Annotated in this window: 15 protein-coding genes and 3 tRNA genes; all 18 read right to left on the bottom strand. The window is 42.9% G+C overall.

What is annotated here, in order from left to right; genetic code table 11:
* Positions 1-3 precede the first annotated feature (3 nt).
* Positions 4-798: a two-component system regulatory protein YycI gene (locus tag J7I80_RS02415; protein WP_214735830.1), complete on the bottom strand. Its 795-nt coding sequence runs from the start codon at positions 796-798 to the stop codon at positions 4-6.
* The gene (locus tag J7I80_RS02410) at positions 785-2,098 is read right to left on the bottom strand and encodes a YycH family regulatory protein (protein WP_214735829.1); all 1,314 of its coding nucleotides are present in this window, start codon (positions 2,096-2,098) and stop codon (positions 785-787) included. Before J7I80_RS02410 ends, J7I80_RS02415 begins: the two co-directional genes overlap by 14 nt.
* Entirely contained in the window at positions 2,095-3,915 is a 1,821-nt protein-coding gene (walK, locus tag J7I80_RS02405; RefSeq protein ID WP_214735828.1) for a cell wall metabolism sensor histidine kinase WalK, read from the bottom strand. The genes J7I80_RS02410 and walK overlap by 4 nt, the downstream gene beginning before the upstream one ends.
* A gap of 8 nt (positions 3,916-3,923) precedes the next feature.
* On the bottom strand, positions 3,924-4,634 hold the full coding sequence (yycF, locus tag J7I80_RS02400) for a response regulator YycF (protein ID WP_192472720.1): 711 nt from the start codon (positions 4,632-4,634) through the stop codon (positions 3,924-3,926).
* Positions 4,635-4,920: 286 nt separating this feature from the next.
* The gene (locus J7I80_RS02395; RefSeq protein ID WP_214735827.1) at positions 4,921-6,405 is read right to left on the bottom strand and encodes a peptidoglycan DD-metalloendopeptidase family protein; all 1,485 of its coding nucleotides are present in this window, start codon (positions 6,403-6,405) and stop codon (positions 4,921-4,923) included.
* Positions 6,406-6,795: 390 nt separating this feature from the next.
* A tRNA-Phe gene (locus tag J7I80_RS02390) sits at positions 6,796-6,868 on the bottom strand.
* A 159-nt stretch (positions 6,869-7,027) separates the two neighbouring features.
* Positions 7,028-7,102, bottom strand: a tRNA-Glu gene (locus J7I80_RS02385).
* A gap of 70 nt (positions 7,103-7,172) precedes the next feature.
* A tRNA-Lys gene (locus J7I80_RS02380) sits at positions 7,173-7,248 on the bottom strand.
* A gap of 552 nt (positions 7,249-7,800) precedes the next feature.
* Positions 7,801-9,090, bottom strand: a complete 1,290-nt coding sequence (locus J7I80_RS02375) for an adenylosuccinate synthase (protein ID WP_214735826.1) — start codon at positions 9,088-9,090, stop codon at positions 7,801-7,803.
* Positions 9,091-9,308: 218 nt separating this feature from the next.
* Positions 9,309-10,673 carry a replicative DNA helicase gene (dnaB, locus tag J7I80_RS02370; RefSeq protein ID WP_214735825.1) on the bottom strand — a complete coding sequence of 455 codons (1,365 nt, stop codon included), beginning with the start codon at positions 10,671-10,673 and terminating at the stop codon, positions 9,309-9,311.
* 121 nt (positions 10,674-10,794) lie between these two features.
* Entirely contained in the window at positions 10,795-11,244 is a 450-nt protein-coding gene (gene rplI, locus J7I80_RS02365) for a 50S ribosomal protein L9 (RefSeq protein WP_214735824.1), read from the bottom strand.
* Complete coding sequence (locus tag J7I80_RS02360; RefSeq protein ID WP_214735823.1) at positions 11,241-13,214, bottom strand: DHH family phosphoesterase; 1,974 nt, start codon at positions 13,212-13,214, stop codon at positions 11,241-11,243. Before J7I80_RS02360 ends, rplI begins: the two co-directional genes overlap by 4 nt.
* Before the next feature lie 30 nt (positions 13,215-13,244).
* Positions 13,245-14,186 carry a YybS family protein gene (locus J7I80_RS02355; protein WP_214735822.1) on the bottom strand — a complete coding sequence of 314 codons (942 nt, stop codon included), beginning with the start codon at positions 14,184-14,186 and terminating at the stop codon, positions 13,245-13,247.
* Positions 14,187-14,397: 211 nt separating this feature from the next.
* A complete protein-coding gene (gene rpsR / locus J7I80_RS02350) occupies positions 14,398-14,634 on the bottom strand; it encodes a 30S ribosomal protein S18 (protein ID WP_079507585.1) in 237 nt (78 codons plus the stop codon).
* Positions 14,635-14,684: 50 nt separating this feature from the next.
* Positions 14,685-15,182, bottom strand: coding sequence for a single-stranded DNA-binding protein (gene ssb / locus J7I80_RS02345; RefSeq protein WP_214735821.1), 498 nt, complete (start codon positions 15,180-15,182; stop codon positions 14,685-14,687).
* 78 nt (positions 15,183-15,260) lie between these two features.
* The gene (gene rpsF, locus J7I80_RS02340) at positions 15,261-15,548 is read right to left on the bottom strand and encodes a 30S ribosomal protein S6 (protein ID WP_213369671.1); all 288 of its coding nucleotides are present in this window, start codon (positions 15,546-15,548) and stop codon (positions 15,261-15,263) included.
* Between the two features lie 249 nt (positions 15,549-15,797).
* Positions 15,798-16,898, bottom strand: a complete 1,101-nt coding sequence (gene ychF, locus J7I80_RS02335) for a redox-regulated ATPase YchF (RefSeq protein WP_214735820.1) — start codon at positions 16,896-16,898, stop codon at positions 15,798-15,800.
* A 325-nt stretch (positions 16,899-17,223) separates the two neighbouring features.
* Entirely contained in the window at positions 17,224-19,224 is a 2,001-nt protein-coding gene (locus J7I80_RS02330) for a molybdopterin-dependent oxidoreductase (protein WP_214735819.1), read from the bottom strand.
* Positions 19,225-19,260 lie beyond the last annotated feature (36 nt).

Genomic DNA, 19,260 nt, shown 5'->3' with positions numbered 1-19,260 from the left:
TCTTCACTCCGTCATTTTATTTTCTCCGTCAGACAACGGGATGACCCGGCCTTCGAATGCATGTACAAAAAGGTTCTCTTTGCCATTGACTTCAACTCTCCACGTCGGTGTCACGACATGTGATGCAGTCAGTGAAACAAGAGTGGAATATCCTAATTCAAAATCGGTAATTTCACTCTTCGGCTTGATTAAACCTTTTTTATAAAGAGTTTCCAGCGCCCTTAATGGCGGCAGCAATTCTTCTGCATCCGAGAGCTCATCGATGATCTCCACATACGTTTGCTTATACGAAGTCACTTCATTATTTTCATTGAAATAAAACGTCAATTTCGCATTGCTGTTATAGTAAAAAGTCTTATTGTCATGTTCCTGGTAATAGGTGATCGTTTTTTCCTCATCATTCTTATTCCAGTACTTATACTGTTCACCAGCAAAAATGTTCGTTTTTATAAAATCGGACAGCTCGGCTGGCTGGAACTTGCTCGTTAATTTAAACGGCTTTCCCAGCTTAGCTTCAATAGTAGTCCCGTCTCCAAGGCTGACTGTCTGTCCTTTGATCTTTGCCATTTCCTCGGTTGTGAAAGTTTTCGTCCTGACACTTAGATACTGTTCTTTCTTTTTAATATCAGGAAGTTCAACATAGGTGATATCATCGTTCTTCAGTTTTTCCTCCAGGGTTGCTTCCTTTGGAATCTCATACTGAGCAGCATCCCTCGTATTCATGAACTGATATACAAGATAGACATCGAGGACGAGGAAGGTAAGAATAAAGATTGTCTTGATCCTACTCCAATCCATTATTCAATTCCTCCTCCCATATCAACTGCCTCCACTGCTGATCATATAAATAGAACCAGCCTGGCTCCAACAGGATCAATGAATTTTCTGGGCCCTGGGTCATGTAATAGCCTGGCATAAGGTTTTGAAGCAGCTCCAGCTTAAAATCCTTCTTGTTTTGCAGGTATTCCAGCGCTTCATATCCAGACGGCAATGTCTTGGTGACGACATCTGGATTCAAAGGCAGCTCCAGATGGAATCCAGGGCGCACATATCTGCTGATTTCCGATTGTCTCCACTGTTGATAAATCTCGGACATTCCTATCTGGTTGAAGACAGGATAACCTTCCTTGCTGTAAAGGCGGAAAAGGACATTCTGGTTAAAATCATCCTTATAAACATAACGGTAAGTCTCCGTCCAGCCACCATGACTATTCACGAACTCGATGCTTTTCTGTAAAACATTGTTCGTGCCGATAACCGAATCACCGGACCGGACCGGATTCACATAGTTTATCATATTGGTTTGCGTATCCACGATCATTTTGCTGGCATCATCGGTGTATTCCTCAACGCCATCAACCATGCTGCGCTGAACAAAACTCGGGTCCGTGAATAGCGCTTCCTTAAACTGTTCTGAATCCAGTGGATTTTGGTAATAGGTATGCATCACCATTTTCACTTCTTCGGTTGGCAGATAGATTTTCCTGATGTCTGAAACTGTATAAAGGAAATATGGCGTCAGCCTTCTAGCAGAATCATAGTATTTATTTGTAAAACTATTGATATAGGAAGGACTGACATTGCTGACATAGACTTCCTGGTTTTTTTGCGAGTAAAAATAGACAATTCCCTCTTGTTTCTGCTGGGTTTCTGAATTAATGATGATCCGGTCGAAATCAAACTTCGGGATATCCTTCTCGTCAATATTCAATACTCTTTTATAGAGTTCAATTGGTACCTCATCTGGAAAAATAATCTCTGTATTGTCTCCCTGGGCTATTTTTTCATTAAATTCACTGATCCGCCCAGGATACTGTTCCATATCAAAGTACTTCCATTTTGAAATGACACCAATGATATTATCAATATAACCATTGTCTACAGAGCCAAACTGTTTCCCGCCTGCATGATAAATAATCTGGTGTGGCTTAACGATTTTCTTAAGTTCCTTCTGTGTAGCAATATTCACTTCTTCAACCGTTTTTTGATTATTGACTAACTCATAATCCGGCTGGTAATTCCAAATATTCCAGGTTAAGAAACCACTCAGAGCAACGAGAAATGCTAAAATAACAGATTTTATATTTTCATATGTCATGACCAATCATCCTCTGCACTCCGGTCATAAGGAAGAGTAAATTGAACGGTTGTTCCTTTGCCTTCTACACTTTCCGCCCAAATTCTGCCGCCATGGGCATTGACCATTTCCTTGGCAATGGCCAGTCCGAGGCCTGTCCCGCCAAGTTTTCTGGTCCTGGCTTTATCGACACGGTAAAAACGGTCGAAAATTTTATCAAGATTATCTTTCGGGATACCAACACCTTCATCAGAGATGCTCGCAACAATCTGGTCATCCAGCTCTTTAACTCTGAACGTGATCGTCCCGCCCTCTGGCGAATACTTCATGGCATTAGAAATGATATTGTCGAGTACTTGCGTGATTTTATCTTCATCTATTTCTACGAAAATCGCATCCTCTGTGATTTCCCTTTTGAAAGAAACATTTTGTTCCTTGGTCATTTCGAACCGGTCAATGATCCTGTTAAAAAAGACCGGGAAGTTGACCCATTCCTTTGAAAGACGATAATCCACACTATCCAGTTTTGAAAGCTGCAGCAAATCGTTAACAAGCCTGATCATCCGCTCCGTTTCGCCTCTGGTAGTCTCTAGGAAGTTTGGAGCGATTTCCTCATCTCGCCATGCTCCTTCCGCTAACGCTTCAAGATAGCTGCGCATCGTTGTCAGCGGAGTCCGCAGTTCATGGGAAACATTCGCAACGAATTCACGTCTCTCCATATCAATTTTTTCTTGTTCTGTAATATCGTACAGGACAGCAATTAATCCATTCACAAAGCCGCTTTCCTTTTGAATAACAGAAAAGTTTGCCCGAAGGATAAATGGCTTGCTTTTGGTGCTGTAATCAAGGACAATCGAGTCCTTCTCCTGCAGTAAATCTTCGAAAGTATAATTTTCATCCAGACCGAGTACTGAAACCAACGGCAGGGACAGCACTGTTTCACGTGGAACACCCAGCATTTGTGTTGCAGGGTCATTGATTAGGATAATGCGGCCTTTTCGGTCGGTTGAAATGACACCATCGGTCATATAGGAAATGACAGAGGAAAGCTTTCTTTTCTCTCCTTCAGTTGTTGCCTGTGCCTCTTGCAATTTTTTCGTCAGATTATTGAAAGTGATCGCAAGTTGGCCAATCTCATCATACCCATAAACTTTAACCTTCCTGGAAAAATTGCCGCGCGTCATGGCCAATGCCTGTTTACGCATATCAGAGATCGGCCTCGTGATCGTCTGTGCCAGCAAGACTCCCAAAATGGCTGTGAATATCAGGGCAATGGCTGTTCCGGTAGCCAGGATTTTATTGATATCATTCATCTGTTTAAAAATATCCTCAATCTGGGCTACAAGATAAACAGCGCCGATTGCTTCACTGTTATGCATGATAGGTGTGGATAGTACCCAAACCCTATCATTACCTTTCAACTGGATGCCGTCTTCATCTTCTTCAAAGATGATTGAACGCTTGATTTTGACATCAGGCGTCCTCTGTCCCACCATCCCTTGATTACTAGAGATTGAAGTACCGAGTACTTTAAAGCTGCTCCCGTCAATTACCCTGATTTCGGAAATATCATTAGGTTTATAATCTCTTAAAATCTCCCTAATCGCTTCCTCTTTCGTAGGGTCTTCCTTCCCGCGCTCCTTGACCAGCTCTTCCTGTATATCATAAACCAGCAGGTCCACACGGGATTTTATAGAATCCTGGTAATTCGTCATCAGGGTCGTCTCAAGTTTGCGGACAAAGTAAACTCCGATGATTTGCATGGCAACGAGAATAAGCAGGACATAAATAATCACAAATTTAAGATGAATGGATCGAAAGAAACCTACCTTTTTCATCCCTGTCCTTACTCCTGCTCAGAATTTCTCAAATAGTATCCTACTCCTCGTCTTGTCACGATCCATGTCGGATGGCTTGGATTATCCTCAATTTTTTCACGCAGACGTCTTACCGTTACGTCTACTGTTCGGACATCTCCGTAGTAGTCATAGCCCCAAACCGTTTGCAGCAAGTGCTCCCTTGTCATGACTTGTCCAATATGCTTGGCAAGATAATGGAGAAGTTCAAATTCGCGATGCGTCAATTCAATCGTTTCTCCTCTTTTGGAAACAACATAAGCATCCGGGTGGATCGTCAAGGAGCCAACCGTAATTTCATTGGATTCTTCCTGTTCATCTTCTTTGGTTGCAATCTGCTGATGACGGCGCAGGTTTGCTTTTACCCTGGCAATCAATTCCCTTGTGCTGAATGGCTTCGTGACATAATCATCCGCTCCAAGTTCAAGTCCGAGCACTTTATCAATTTCCGAGTCTTTAGCAGTCAGCATGATAATCGGCATTTCGTATTTTTTACGGACCTCACGGCAAACCTCCATGCCATCACGCATCGGCAGCATGATATCCAGCAGGATCAAATCTGGCTGAACTTCCTCCACCATTTCAACTGCCTGGTTCCCATCATATGCACAGTAAACATCGTAACCCTCTTTTTTTAGATTGAACTGTAAAATATCTGCAATTGGTTTTTCATCGTCTACTACCAGTATCTTCTTCTCCATACCAATTCTCCTTTTAAGCCAAATTAACAATCATATATGAATAATTTTTCTCTCTTTAAAAAAGCTATCTTATCTATTTTACTTTAAAACAGAGAAAAACTGAATTTATCTGTTATATAACTTCTAATTCTTCTCTTCCCAATTGTACCAATCCTGCCCATAACAATAAACTGACAGGATTATTTTCATGCGCTGCATTATAAAGCTCCCTGCTCATCACTTCTAAAAGGCAAAACAACTAATAAAAAAAGTCTCTAGTTAATCTAGAGACTTTTTTAAAATGGAATCACTTTCGACTTAGTTTAGAAAGTGGATCAATAATCTTGCCGTTTTTATATACTTCAAAATGAAGATGGATACCGGTGGAATTACCTGTTCTTCCCATAACACCGATTTTCGAACCGCCAGAAACTGACTGGCCTACGCTAACTGAGATGGAGGCAAGGTGGGCATACATTGTGCGGTATCCGTTTTGGTGATCGATGATGACTTTATTGCCATATCCATCGCCCCTGTTACCAGCGTATACGACTCTTCCATTATCAGCAGCTTTGATTGTGTAGTTACTTGGCCTTGCGATATCAATTCCTTTATGCATCCTGCTCCATCGATAGCCCTGCCTGCTGGATACATACCCGCCATTTGTTGGCCATACAAAAGTTCCATCTCCGCGTGAAGGAACAACCTTTGTACCTTTAATGATAATTTCCTTCACAGGCTCTTCAAGTACGACTTCATTAATGACTTCCTTCTTGGTTACCCTGCCATTTTGTTCTGACACTGAATAGGTGATACCACTCCTGCCAACTTTACCTTCCTGCTGCTTCTTCGTATCTCCCTTGAACATGGATGAGTCTTCTTTGACTTCTCTTTCAAAAGGCACTTCTTTTTGTTCGTAAACCTGGCGGTCGACCACGACTTCAACGAAAGGCTTCAAGACAGTCACATTCAATTCCTGTCCTGGTTTTAGTACAGAGTCTTCAGTAAGACCTTCATTCAAAGTAAGTAATTCAGCAAGCTTTAGGTTATGTGAATTGGCAATGTTTCCTAACACATCCCCTTCTTTAACCTGGTACTTCTGTTCTTCTAAAGTACCCTTTTTAAAAAGCTGGACAGCTTCCTCTACAGAAAGTACTTTTTCAGGATCAACTTTTTCATCCGAATGTGAAACTTCTAGAGTTAAATAAACGTCTAATATACGAGTTTCATTTTCTTTCACTTCGGGTACTGGTAGATTAGGAGATTGTTTTCTACTCTCCACCTCAGCTAATTCATCTTCAGTAACGTGTTCAAGCATTAATGTCCTAAGGACTTCTTTTGCAGCTTCAGCATCTTTTACAAATGCTACTGGATTATCACCAATCAAAAGAGCTGACGCATCGGCTTGAACAGTCATCTCGTCTTTAAGCACTTCGATTACTTCACTTGTGTTTGCGTTGGCAGCTGAGCTGAACACCTGCTCAGGAATAAAAGATACGTCTAACCCAAGCTCAACATCAAGGTCAGCGTATTCCTTCTTCACGGATGCCAACTTGTCTTCCACCAGCTGTTCTACTTGCGCTTTATCTGCTACAGTTCCTACAAATTTATCATTTACATACACATAATACACGGTTGTTAAGTCAGACTCAGCCGCAAGTGCAGCATTTCCTGCACCAAAAGACAACGCAGCTACAGTTACTGCAGCCATGATCGACTTTTTTATTGCTGGCTTCATCTCTCTAGATGTTTTGCCGGCAAGATTGGACAGCCTATGTTTAAAATTTTTCATCCTGATCCTCCTACAACGGTCAAACACTATTAGTCTAGTTCTAAATAACTATTATCTGATAATTGTACCTTTATACTTTACCATATAATGTATCAATGGGAAGACTAGTCTTCATTATGTAACAAAAATGTATAATAGCTGACATTTAATTACGATTTTTGTCAGTTAAATGGTATTCAGAATCGGTACATTTTCCTATCTCGGAAAATGAAAATAAGCCAAAAACCTAGTAATATCAGGGTATTCTCCTACTTTAGTTGGATTGTTATTGAAGATTGTTGTTAATAGCAACACAAACATGTTAAAAATAGGAAGTTCACAGTTATATTACATAAATGTTACAAAACAAAAAAAAAGAGAGCATGTCATATGACACGCTCCCTTTTTTAATGGCTCAGGACGGAATCGAACCGCCGACACAAGGATTTTCAGTCCTTTGCTCTACCGACTGAGCTACTGAGCCAAGATAATAAGTTATTTCCTAAAATTTGACTGGTTTAAGTCCTTTGCTCGAATGACCTTGCGGTTTTTCTCGCAAGTTGCCGCAGATGCTTATTCGGAGAAGCAAGCAACTGACTGAGCTACTGAGCCACGATAAAACTACTCAATTATATATGTATTATGGTGACCCCTACGGGATTCGAACCCGTGTTACCGCCGTGAAAGGGCGGTGTCTTAACCGCTTGACCAAGGGGCCAGATATAAAGTTGATCTTTTTCGCTGTCGCGAATCTAAGGAAGATTATTTTTGCTTGCGCAAAAAAATCTTGGTGAGCCATGAAGGACTCGAACCTTCGACCCTCTGATTAAAAGTCAGATGCTCTACCGACTGAGCTAATGGCTCGTATGAAAAGAAGTAACACCTAGTTTTGTGAACCCTAGTTAGTTTTGTTTTTCGCATCTGCGATGCTCGAACGACCTTACGGTCCTTCTCGCAAGTTGCCGCAGAAGTTTTTCAAGGAAGTGAGCAACTTGCTCTACCGACTGAGCTAATGGCTCGTATTAAAACTTTAACCCTAAATGATTATTAGCTTGATACAGTGCTCAAAAGACCTTAGGCCTTTCTCGCAAGTTGCCGCTGAAGTGAGTTCAAAGATGTTAGCAACTGACTGAGCTAATGGCTCGTATCTTATCATTTTTTGTCGAATTAGTGACAACGTTGTTTATATTACCATAGCATTTTATTGTTTGTATATATTTTTTTAATTTTTTTTTGCTTTTTTCTTTAAAAATGTAATTTTCCTGCGTATACCGTACTCTTATTGTTTACATTTAATGCTGTTTATCTAGCTGGACTCTATAAAAATTGTTTAATTCCGCGAACTGGAAAACAGTTGGTTTGTTTTACAAATAAAAGCAAATCCCCCGTTGTAAAGAACGAGGGATTTGTTTAAAATTATGATCTCCAAGGGCTGCGAACGACATTTGTCTGAGTGCGGTCCGGGCCAACTGAGAAGATGGACAATGGAATGCCTGTCAGCTGTGAAATGCGCTCAAGATAGTGTCTTGCGTTTTCCGGCAGTTCATCGAGTGATTTCACTCCTGTAATATCTTCTGTCCATCCTGGCAGCTCCTCATATACTGGCTCACATTCTGCCAGTGTCTTGAGGCTTGCCGGGAACTCTTCGATCAACTCGCCCTTGTAGCGATAAGCTACACAAATCTTAAGATTTTCAATTCCTGTCAAAACATCAATCGAGTTTAAAGATAGGTCCGTGATTCCGCTGACACGGCGGGCATGGCGGACGACAACGCTGTCGAACCAGCCGACGCGGCGCGGACGGCCTGTAGTGGTACCATATTCACGGCCGACTTCACGGATCTGGTGGCCGATTTCGTTGTCTAGCTCTGTAGGGAACGGGCCATCACCGACACGTGTTGTATATGCTTTAGATACGCCGACAATATGAGTGATTTTCGTCGGACCTACTCCTGAACCAATTGTCACACCGCCGGCAACTGGGTTAGAAGAAGTAACAAATGGATATGTACCCTGGTCGATGTCGAGCATGACTCCCTGTGCACCTTCAAATAGCACTCGGCGTCCTTCGTCCAACGCATCGTTCAGAACCACGGATGTATCGACAACATAATCCTTGATTTGCTGTCCATATTCAAAATACTCATCAAGAATATCTTCAAGCTTGAAGCCTTCTGTTTCGTAAATTCGTTCAAGCAGGCGATTCTTTTCTTCGAGGTTTCGTGTAAGCTTTTCCTCAAATACTTCACGGTCCAACAAATCTGCAATCCGGATTCCAATACGTGCAGCCTTGTCCATATATGCAGGACCGATCCCCTTCTTAGTCGTTCCAATTTTATTGGCACCTTTGCTCGCTTCTTCCACCTCATCAAGCTTCAAGTGATACGGAAGGATGACATGAGCGCGGTTGCTGATGCGCAGATTGTCTGTCTTAACATCTTTGTCGTGAAGATAAGCTAGTTCCTTCACTAACGCTTTTGGATCCACAACCATGCCGTTGCCAATGACGCTGATTTTATCATTATAAAAAATCCCAGATGGAATTAAATGCAATTTATATGTTTCACCATTGAACTTTATTGTATGTCCGGCGTTGTTACCTCCCTGGTAACGAGCAATCACTTCGGCATTCTCTGATAGGAAGTCTGTAATCTTCCCTTTTCCTTCGTCTCCCCATTGTGTCCCTACTACTACTACGGATGACATATAAAAAGCACCTCCAAAGGTATACGGTTATTTTTTTCCGTTTCAAACATATAAAGTTTACCAGTTAACACAACCACAAGTCAACTAAACACGAACATTAAATTTGTGTTTCATTTAATTCGTTCGTATAAATCCACGTGCTATATGACCTCAATAAAGGCTCTGCTAGATTATCGAGATATAAAAAAAAGAGAATCAACCTGCACGGTCAATTCTCATTATGCCCCTGGTGGAGCGTACGATTCGTCATATCGATTCTCTATATTGACGAATTTATTATATTCTTTTACGAACGCCAGCTTTACGGTTCCTACCGGGCCGTTACGCTGCTTGGCAATTATGATTTCAATGATATTCTTGTCTTCCGATTCCTTGTCATAGTAGTCATCACGGTAAAGGAAGGCTACAATATCGGCATCCTGCTCAATTGAACCGGATTCACGAATATCGGACATCATCGGACGCTTGTCCTGTCGCTGTTCCACACCACGGGAAAGCTGGGACAACGCGATTATAGGGACCTGCAATTCACGTGCAAGCTGCTTGAGGGAACGGGATATTTCGGATACTTCCTGCTGGCGGTTTTCACCGGCACGGCCGCTTCCAAGGATCAACTGCAAATAGTCAATCATGATCATGCCTAGTCCTTGCTCCTGCTTTAAACGGCGGCATTTTGACCTGATATCGGTAATTTTGACACCCGGAGTATCATCAATGAAAATTCCTGCATTCGAGAGGCTTCCCATTGCCATTGTCAACTTGCCCCAGTCTTCATCATTCAGGGAACCTGTACGCAGCCTCTGGGCGTCGATATTTCCTTCAGCACAAAGGACACGCATGACAAGCTGTTCTGCACCCATCTCCAAACTGAAAATCGCGACATTTTCTCCTGTCTTTTTCGCAACATTCTGGGCGATATTCAAGGCGAAGGCTGTTTTACCAACAGAAGGACGGGCACCAACGATAATCAAATCATTTCGCTGAAAGCCTGCTGTCATTCGATCAAGCTCGGTAAATCCAGTCTCAAGTCCGGTAATATCCCCTTTACGGTTATGCATTTCCTCGATATTATCATATGTCCTGACCAGGACATCCTTTATATTATGGAAGGCTCCTCCGCCTTTGCGCTGGGCAACCTCCATAATGTTCTTTTCTGCTTCAGCAAGCAATGCTTCGACTTCATCCTCACGCATATAGCCATCTTCAGCGATGCCTGACGCTGTGCGGATCAGCCTTCTAAGCAGTGATTTTTCTTCTACGATTCTAGCATAATACTCTATATTAGCAGCCGTCGGAACGGATGCAGCCAATTCACTTAAATAGCTGACGCCTCCAACATCTTCAATCAGCTTGGATGAGGCCAATTCCTCAGTAACGGTCACAAGGTCGATGGCTTTGCCTTTATCATTTAAATCCAGCATGACATTGAAGATTTTCTGATGGGCAACACGGTAAAAATCTTCTGGTATTAACATTTCTGAAGCAAGAGTTAAAGCTGATGGCTCTAAAAATATTGCGCCAAGTACGGCTTGTTCCGCTTCCATGTTTTGCGGCGGAAGTCGATCCGCGAATAATTCACTCATCTGCCAGCCCCCTTACAAAATTGACTCTCTCGTCTAATTGAAAAAAGTGATCAGCAGAACCGATCACCTATTTCTGTAACTATATTATTTTATCATGTTTACGGCTATATGGAACTGTAAATTATTTTCCTTCTTTTACATGGACATTCATAGTTGCCTGTACATCTTTATGGAGCTTGACTGGAACCTTTGTGTATCCAAGTGTGCGAATTGCATCTGAAAGCTCAATTTTACGCTTATCAAGCTTGATGCCGTTCGCCTTTTGCAGTTCATCAGCAATCTGCTTGCTAGTGATTGAGCCGAAAAGACGGCCGTCTTCGCCAGATTTAGCAGATAATTCTACTGTAACTTTTTCCAGCTTTTCCTTCAGCGCTTTCGCATCTTCTAGCTCCTGCTCAGCCATTTTCTCTTCTTTCTTCTGTTGTGCGTTAAGGGAACTCATAGCAGCCTGATTTGCTTCAACTGCAAGACCCTGTTTGATCAGGAAATTGTGTGCGTAGCCATCTGCCACATTTTTGATTTCGCCTTTTTTACCTTTTCCTTTAACGTCCTTCAAAAAGATTACTTTCATTCTTTTTGTCCCCCTTCTAGATAATCATCTATTGCATTTTGTAAAAGTGTTTCTGCCTCATCCGTAGTTATATCATACATTTGTGTCGCAGCATTGGTTAAATGCCCGCCACCTTCTAGATTTTCCATGATCACCTGGACATTGATGTCGCCAAGCGACCTTGCGCTGATGCCAATGGTATCCTCAGATCTTTTTGAGATGACAAATGACGCTGACACTCCATCCATCGTCAACAGTGTATCTGCAGCCTGTGCAATCAGCACATGATCGGAGTATACATCGTCCGCGCCTTTTGAAATGACAATGCTATCCCGGTAAAAATATACATTCTCAATAATTTTAGCTCTTCTGATATACGTATTAATATCTTCTTTTAAAAACTTCTGAACCAGAATGGTGTCCGCACCATGGCTGCGCAGGTATGAAGCAGCATCGAATGTCCTGGCCCCGGTCCTTAGAGTGAAGCTTTTAGTATCTACGATGATTCCCGCCAATAAAGCAGTTGCCTCAAGCATCTGGATTTTACCGTTCTTTGGCTGGTATTCCAGCAATTCTGTCACGAGTTCAGCTGTCGATGAAGCGTAAGGCTCCATATAGACGAGCAGAGGATTTTTAATGAATTCCTCTCCACGGCGATGGTGGTCGATCACGATGACGTTCTCAATCCGATTCAAAAGTCTCTCATCGATCACAAGCGACGGTTTATGCGTATCGACAACGACAAGCAATGTGTCATCAGATGCAATTTCATATGCCTGCTCCGGAGAAATGAATCTAGAGTAGAGAGATTCATTTTCCTTAATCTCATCCATCAGTCGTTGTACACCTGTATCAATCTCATTTTTATTATAGACAATAAAACCTTCACGCTTGTTCATTTGCGCTACTTTGAGAATCCCAATCGCTGAGCCGATGGCGTCCATATCCGGGTTCTTATGTCCCATGATTAAGACCTTGTCACTCTCGACCACCAATTCCTTCAATGCATGAGAAATGACGCGTGCCCTAACCCTTGTCCGCTTTTCAACAGGATTCGTCTTGCCGCCATAAAACTTAACTTTGCCATTAGGCTGTTTGATCGCCACCTGGTCACCGCCGCGCCCTAAAGCGAGGTCAAGGCTGGACTGTGCCTGAGCTCCGAGCTCTGGCAGCGATGAATACCCTGTGCCAACACCAATGCTCAATGTTAACGGGACATTTTGCTTCGATGTCGTTTCCCTTACTTCATCAAGGATTGAGAACTTCCCTTTTTCCAGCAGCTGGAGGATATGCTCACTAAAAACAGCGATGAACCGTTCTGAAGAAACCCTTTTGAGGAATACCCCATTATTGGTCGCCCATTTATTTAAAATGGAAGTGACAAGACTGTTTAAGCTGCTTTTCGTCTGGTCATCCATTCCCTGAGTCAGTTCCTCATAGTTATCTAGATAAATGATTGAAATAACCGTGCGCTCATCATGGTACATTTTTTCGATTTCTGCCTGTTCGGTCACATCGAAAAAGTAGAGCAAGCGTTCCTCAGGTTTATGTATGACCCTGAACTTCCGGTCGTGAAGAGTGAGGATTTCTGTTTCCACCTCTTGCTTGATCAATGGAATGACTGCATCGGCAACATCATAAAGCGATTTTCCTACAAGTGAGTCTTCATTGAAACAGGCAGCTATGAATGGGTTCGTCCACTCAATATAATAGTCATCATTAACCAGCATGATCCCTATTGGCATTTCCATCAGAGCTTCTTCGCCGACTTTTTTAACTCGATAAGACAGTGTGGAAATATACTCTTCCGTCTCCTGCCTGATTTTATGATTCACTTGAAAAATCAAATATATCAACAGGCCAGTGAGAATGAACCCTGCTGCTCCTATAATCCAGTTATAGTAAGACAGAAATCCAATCAGCACCAGTGTTACGGCCATCAATCCATACAATGGATAACGTATTTGCCGCCTCTCTAAATAAGAAGGCATGTGCTCAGCTCCTAAAGCGTTAGTTTCTGATTACTTCTTCTCCCCAAGACGTTTTCTTAAGTCAAACCCTAAATCAATTATACCTAATATCCTCACAATATAAAGAACAAATGGCAGGAGGAAAATTAGGACAATGACGATGATTGGAACAGCTTTAGGATACTTTTTAATATGTGTTATATAAAACACCAATGAGATCCCTTGGAGAACCATCAGCATTTGCAGGATGAATGTAAGATTGGAAATCACCCAGAACCAGTATGTTCCTTTTTCCGGCTGCATGATCAATGCTGCGATCATCGTAATGAGATAGTACCATAAGATACTCTTTGGCAGATTCAATTCCCTGAACGGAGGCCAGGATGGCACTTTTATCCCAAACCGCTTCAAGAATGGAAACGAGACAAGCTGAAGCAGGAACACAATTAAAAATGAAGCCATGACGAACATGCTTGGCATAAGTACTTCCATCATATCAATCATTGTTTCAAATTGCTCAATGAGTTTCTCATCAGGGGTCTGTCCCATTTGTTCCAGTATTTTGATCGCCTGGTCGGTAGAGACTCGAAAAGCCTCCATCAGTTCTTCGATGATATTGATTTTAAATAAAATAACCGACAATGCATATTGTGCCACTAAATTTAAAAGAAACACGAGGGAACCAGCTATGTATGCAGCAAATCTGCTTTTCCCTTTCCTGACCATGTAACCCATCACAGCACCAGTCGTCCCATATGCCAATGCAAGCGGGATTGCCAGAAGGGACCCTAGAATCATGGATAATAATACAGCTGCGAGCGTAAACACAGCCGTACTTTTCCCGTCATACTTAGCACCGAAAAATAAGAATGGCAAAGAAAGGAATAGGTTAACAACTAACCCAAGACCAGGTATATAAAAAGTGATCAATAATAAAACCGCAAAAATCGCCAACAGGATGGAACCTTCCGTCAGCTTGTATGTATTCTTCATAATCCACCTCACAGAAAAGCGTATGCGCCTTGGTCAGTCCTAATAGTTCAAGCTAGAAATTATAACAGTATCCTGAACCAAAGTAGGAACTATTTTTAAAATAATCGATAAGAACTATTTTAGCTTTTAAACTACTGACAAGCAAACGAAGTGACATATAGCTAATATAAAAGGCAGCGGGAAAGTCCCGCTGCCTTTTAAAATCCGATCATTATTCGCCTGAAACGTATGGCAGTAATGCCATTTGACGAGAACGTTTGATAGCAACTGTCAATTTACGCTGATATTTAGCGCTAGTTCCAGTTACACGGCGTGGTAAAATTTTACCGCGCTCAGAGATGAATTTTTTAAGAAGATCAACATCTTTATAATCAATTTTAGTGATTCCGTTTGCTGTGAAGTAGCAAACCTTACGGCGTTTTGCACGTCCGCCTCTGCGTCCACCCATTGCCATGGTCATTTCCCTCCTTGTGTATTATATTTCAAGTCCGAGTTATATTAGAATGGAAGATCATCATCTGAAATGTCGATCTGGCCGCCACCTGCAAATGGATCTTCGTCTACTTTGGTATAACCTTGGTTCTGGCGTTGATTCTGATTCTGATTCCCGAATGGGGAACCTTGATCATTTTGACGGGAATAGTTGTTATCCCCTCTGTCTGAAGTTTGACCTTGTCCTTTTGGCTCAAGGAACTGAACACTCTCAGCAAGAACTTCCGTAACGTATACACGCTTACCATCTTGTCCTTCGTAGCTGCGAGTTTGAACGCGTCCATCAACACCTGCAAGGCTGCCCTTCTTCAAGAAGTTAGCAACATTTTCGGCTGGACGGCGCCATACCACACAGTTAATGAAGTCAGCTTCTCTTTCCCCCTGCTGGTTGGTAAATGAACGATTTACCGCAAGTGTGAAAGTAGCCACAGCAACTCCATTCGGTGTGAAACGTAATTCAGGATCCTTGGTCAAACGGCCAACAAGAATGACACGATTCATCATCAGAATCAACTCCTTCCCCCCAGCATGAATGTTCCATAAGAAACATCTTCCGCTGAAAGTTTATATTTATATCATTAATTATTCTTCTTCTTTAATTACGATGTGGCGAAGGATATCTTCGTTGATCTTAGCAAGACGAGAGAATTCCTCAACTGCTGCCGGAGTAGCGTTTACCTTAACAAGCTGGTAGTAGCCATCACGGAAATCATTGATTTCATAAGCTAGGCGGCGTTTGCCCCATTCCTTAGCTTCTGCAACTTCCGCACCGTTTTCTGTAAGGATTGTGCTGAAACGCTCAGTAAGAGCCTTTTTAGCTTCCTCTTCAATGTTTGGGCGGATGATGTACATAATTTCGTACTTTCTCATCACTGTCACCTCCTTTTGGTCTAAACGGCCCCATTACAGGGCAAGGAGTAATTGATTAATTACTCACAAGATGAAATTATATCATAGAACATATTCAAAGGCAACGATATGTATAGAGAATCTACTTTGCCTATTTCTATGTGATAGATTTCCATAACAAAACACTAACATATGTTCGTATTTTTGTCCATGCTTAGTTATTTTAAAATAAAAAAATAATGGCCCTGCTAATGAGCAGGGCATTATGAATTATACATTAAAGCGGAAGTGGATGATGTCTCCGTCTTTTACTTCGTATTCTTTACCTTCCAGGCGTACTTTACCAGCATCCTTGGCTGCTGCCATGGATCCGGCTGCAAGAAGGTCATCGTAGTGGACTGTTTCTGCACGGATGAATCCACGCTCGAAATCAGAGTGGATGACACCGGCACACTGAGGTGCTTTCATGCCATGGCGGAATGTCCACGCACGGACTTCCTGGACGCCAGCTGTGAAATAAGTTGCAAGTCCAAGCAGACTGTAAGCCGCACGGATCAACTGGTCCAAACCTGATTCTTCAATGCCTAGTTCCTCTAGGAACATTTGCTTTTCTTCGCCTTCAAGCTCAGCGATTTCTTCCTCAATTTTGGCACTGATGACGATTACTTCTGCATTATCTTTTTGTGCAAACTCGCGGACTTTCTGTACATATTCATTTCCGCTTGGATCTGCGACATCTTCTTCACCTACGTTAGCAACATAAAGCATTGGCTTGATTGTGAGCAAATGAAGATGTTTAACGATTTTCATTTCTTCGTCAGTAAATTCAACCGCACGTGCTGGCTGTTCAGCTTCAAATGCATCGCGCAGTCGAGCCAGGATTGGAAACTCAATAGATGCTTCCTTATCCTTTTGCTTAGCCAATTTCTCGACGCGGCTGATTCTTTTTTCAACAGATTCCAGGTCAGCCAGAATCAATTCAAGGTTAATAACCTCGATATCTGATATAGGATCAACTTTACCGGCAACGTGTGTGATATTGTCATCCGCAAAACAGCGGACAACCTGACAGATAGCATCCACCTGGCGAATATGAGAAAGGAATTTGTTTCCGAGTCCTTCACCCTTGCTCGCCCCTTTTACGATTCCGGCGATGTCAGTGAATTCGAAAGCTGTCGGTACAGTCTTTTTCGGCTGTACTAGCTCAGTCAATTTAGTTAAACGATGATCAGGAACCTCAACGATTCCGACATTCGGGTCAATTGTACAGAACGGATAGTTGGCTGATTCAGCACCAGCCTGTGTGATCGCATTAAACAATGTAGATTTCCCAACGTTAGGAAGTCCAACAATACCTGCTGTTAAGGCCATCCATGTCACTCCTCTATTTAAAAATGTATCTATTCAAGCAAGAATCACCTAAACGATTTTTTCCTCTCACAATTATAGAGATTACGAAAGGAAAAGACAAGCTTATAAAAGGAAGCGTCCGATATTACCAGCTTCCATCAGGAACCGCCCATTCACGCTATTGGTGACCTCTTTTCTTGAAATTCAGATATTTTGGGCGCTAATTACGCCTATTGGTGACCTCTTTTTCCGAAATTCTGATTTTTTGGGCGCCAATGTACTGCTGGTCCCAATTCTCTCAAAAAGAAAAACCGCACTTCAAAATGAAAGTGCGGCAAAACGAACATCATTCTTTTTCAATTTTTTCGATGTTGACGAGGCAATCATAAAGTGTACTGCCGAGGCCGTTGTCCGATTCCCGGCTGGATGTGAGCTGGTTGACGGAGCCGCCGAATCGTGCGCTCAAGCCTTCATCAATATTCACCGTTCCCGGATGAGCCATTTTTAAAATTGAAACTGTCCCTTTCAGTTCGCCTCTGTCATTCCAAACCCGGACATCGTCCTGATCCTTCAAACCTTTTTCAGCAGCCACGCTGCCAGCAATCTCGACTTTCACATACGGCTCCGGCTGGAACAGATGGAAATGCTGCGAATGATTGGAACGAAGCGGGTGGATTGTCAGCAAGGTATATGGATATTTTTCTGCCAGCTCGGGATTCGTCCACTTCGTCTCTGTTGGCAGTGACAGTTTGATCCCGCCGTCAGCGGCTGCAGAAGATGTGAATTCATACTTGCCGCTTGGCGTTTTGAATCTCCTGGCTGCCCAAGGTATTTTTTCCACGGGAAGCTCCGCAAATCTTTCCACACGGATTTTATCAAGGCTGATTCCCTTTGCAGTCAGTGATGCCAGACCCATCTCGATGAATTCTTCTCTTTTAAAATCAAATTCGTCACCGAAGCCTAATCTAGCCGCTAGTTCAGTCCAGACCCATGCGTCCGGCTTCGCTTCTCCCGGCGGTTCGACGAGCTTCGGGCCATGGTTCACATAATGATGGTACATAGAAGAGTAGTAAACATCTTCTACCTCAAAAGCTGTCGCAGCCGGCAGCACATAATCCGCTAGCTCCGCTGTATCCGTCATGAACTGGTCAATCACCACGAGGGTTTCAAGCGATTCAAAAGCCTCTCGAACTCTGTTCGTATCTGGTACCTGTGTCAATGGATTTCCGCATGTAACGATTCCCATTTTCACCACAGGGTCCACCGCCGACAATATCTCCTCTGCCTGCCTCATCATTGTAAACGTACGTGATGAATTTTTCCGTTCTGGCATGGTCATATTCTGGTAGTCAAAACTTTGTCCTACCTGCTTGTTCGCATAGTTGGCACCGCCGCCCGAAATGCCGATATTGCCGCTGACAGCGACCAGAGCATCCAGCAGCCTGATTGTATTTCCGCCATTTTCATAGCGCTGCATACCAAGTCCAATGATGGTCGATACCGGCTTATCAGCATATACCTCGGCCAGATGGGTGATGATGTCAGCCGGTACTTCCGTCACTCCACTGATATAGTCTATTGAAACGCTATCGAGCAATGCATTCAAATCTTCGAACCCTACAGTATGGTTCTCCAGGAACTCGCCATCCTGCAAACCCATCCTGAGCAGTTCTTTCATGATACCCGCCGCTAAAAGTCCGTCAAAACCTGGCTTGATAGAGATATATTCATGTGCCAGCTTGGCCGTTGCATTATATATAGGATCAATCACATAGATCTTCGTCCCATTCTTTTTCGCAGCCTGGAGGTTTTGGAAAAGATGCATATTCGTCCGGGCGACATTCCTGCCCCAGATCACAACATGTTTGCTGTTTTTCAAATCCTCTGGTGCATGGCTGTAAGCATCGCCAAAATCCCAGTTTTGCGCTTCAATCCCTGCTCCCCAGCAAATCGATCCGGTCAATTCAGTCACACCGCCATAGAGGTTAAAAAAGCGGCTGTCGAGATTGGTAAGCAAGCCACCGTTGGCATAATCATGACTGTGCAAAACGGAAGTGGTACCAAAACTTTCTTTATAATAGGCCAGTTTTTCGGCAATCTCCTCGAGCGCCTGCTCCCAGGAAATCTGCTGAAATCTGCCGTCGATTTTTTTCAGAGGATAAAGCAATCTGTCTTCCGAGTTTGCCCTGTTCTCAAGCATCCTGCCGCGACCGCAAATTTTCCCCTGTGTAATCGGGTGCTCCGGATTCCCTTCAACCTTTGTTACTTTTCCGTCCTCCACGGTAACAAGGAACCCGCAGCTGTCCCAGCAATTCAATGGACACGCTGAATGATGTACTGTCGCCACTTCCTCATCTCCCCCCAATCATTCTCTATATCGTTC

It is taken from the genome of Bacillus sp. ISL-41, assembly GCF_018613235.1.
Taxonomy (GTDB): domain Bacteria; phylum Bacillota; class Bacilli; order Bacillales; family Cytobacillaceae; genus Mesobacillus.
This window is presented reverse-complemented; position numbering and strand designations above follow the sequence as displayed.

Coding starts and splice junctions, on each gene's coding strand:
- ssb (WP_214735821.1), bottom strand. CDS start 15,182: ATGATGAATCGTGTCATTCTTGTTGGCCGTTTGACCAAGGATCCTGAA.
- walK (WP_214735828.1), bottom strand. CDS start 3,915: ATGAAAAAGGTAGGTTTCTTTCGATCCATTCATCTTAAATTTGTGATT.
- J7I80_RS02410 (WP_214735829.1), bottom strand. CDS start 2,098: ATGACATATGAAAATATAAAATCTGTTATTTTAGCATTTCTCGTTGCT.
- J7I80_RS02355 (WP_214735822.1), bottom strand. CDS start 14,186: ATGAAGAATACATACAAGCTGACGGAAGGTTCCATCCTGTTGGCGATT.
- rpsF (WP_213369671.1), bottom strand. CDS start 15,548: ATGAGAAAGTACGAAATTATGTACATCATCCGCCCAAACATTGAAGAG.
- ychF (WP_214735820.1), bottom strand. CDS start 16,898: ATGGCCTTAACAGCAGGTATTGTTGGACTTCCTAACGTTGGGAAATCT.
- J7I80_RS02360 (WP_214735823.1), bottom strand. CDS start 13,214: ATGCCTTCTTATTTAGAGAGGCGGCAAATACGTTATCCATTGTATGGA.
- J7I80_RS02375 (WP_214735826.1), bottom strand. CDS start 9,090: ATGTCATCCGTAGTAGTAGTAGGGACACAATGGGGAGACGAAGGAAAA.
- J7I80_RS02395 (WP_214735827.1), bottom strand. CDS start 6,405: ATGAAAAATTTTAAACATAGGCTGTCCAATCTTGCCGGCAAAACATCT.
- rplI (WP_214735824.1), bottom strand. CDS start 11,244: ATGAAAGTAATCTTTTTGAAGGACGTTAAAGGAAAAGGTAAAAAAGGC.
- J7I80_RS02415 (WP_214735830.1), bottom strand. CDS start 798: ATGGATTGGAGTAGGATCAAGACAATCTTTATTCTTACCTTCCTCGTC.
- yycF (WP_192472720.1), bottom strand. CDS start 4,634: ATGGAGAAGAAGATACTGGTAGTAGACGATGAAAAACCAATTGCAGAT.
- rpsR (WP_079507585.1), bottom strand. CDS start 14,634: ATGGGTGGACGCAGAGGCGGACGTGCAAAACGCCGTAAGGTTTGCTAC.
- dnaB (WP_214735825.1), bottom strand. CDS start 10,673: ATGAGTGAATTATTCGCGGATCGACTTCCGCCGCAAAACATGGAAGCG.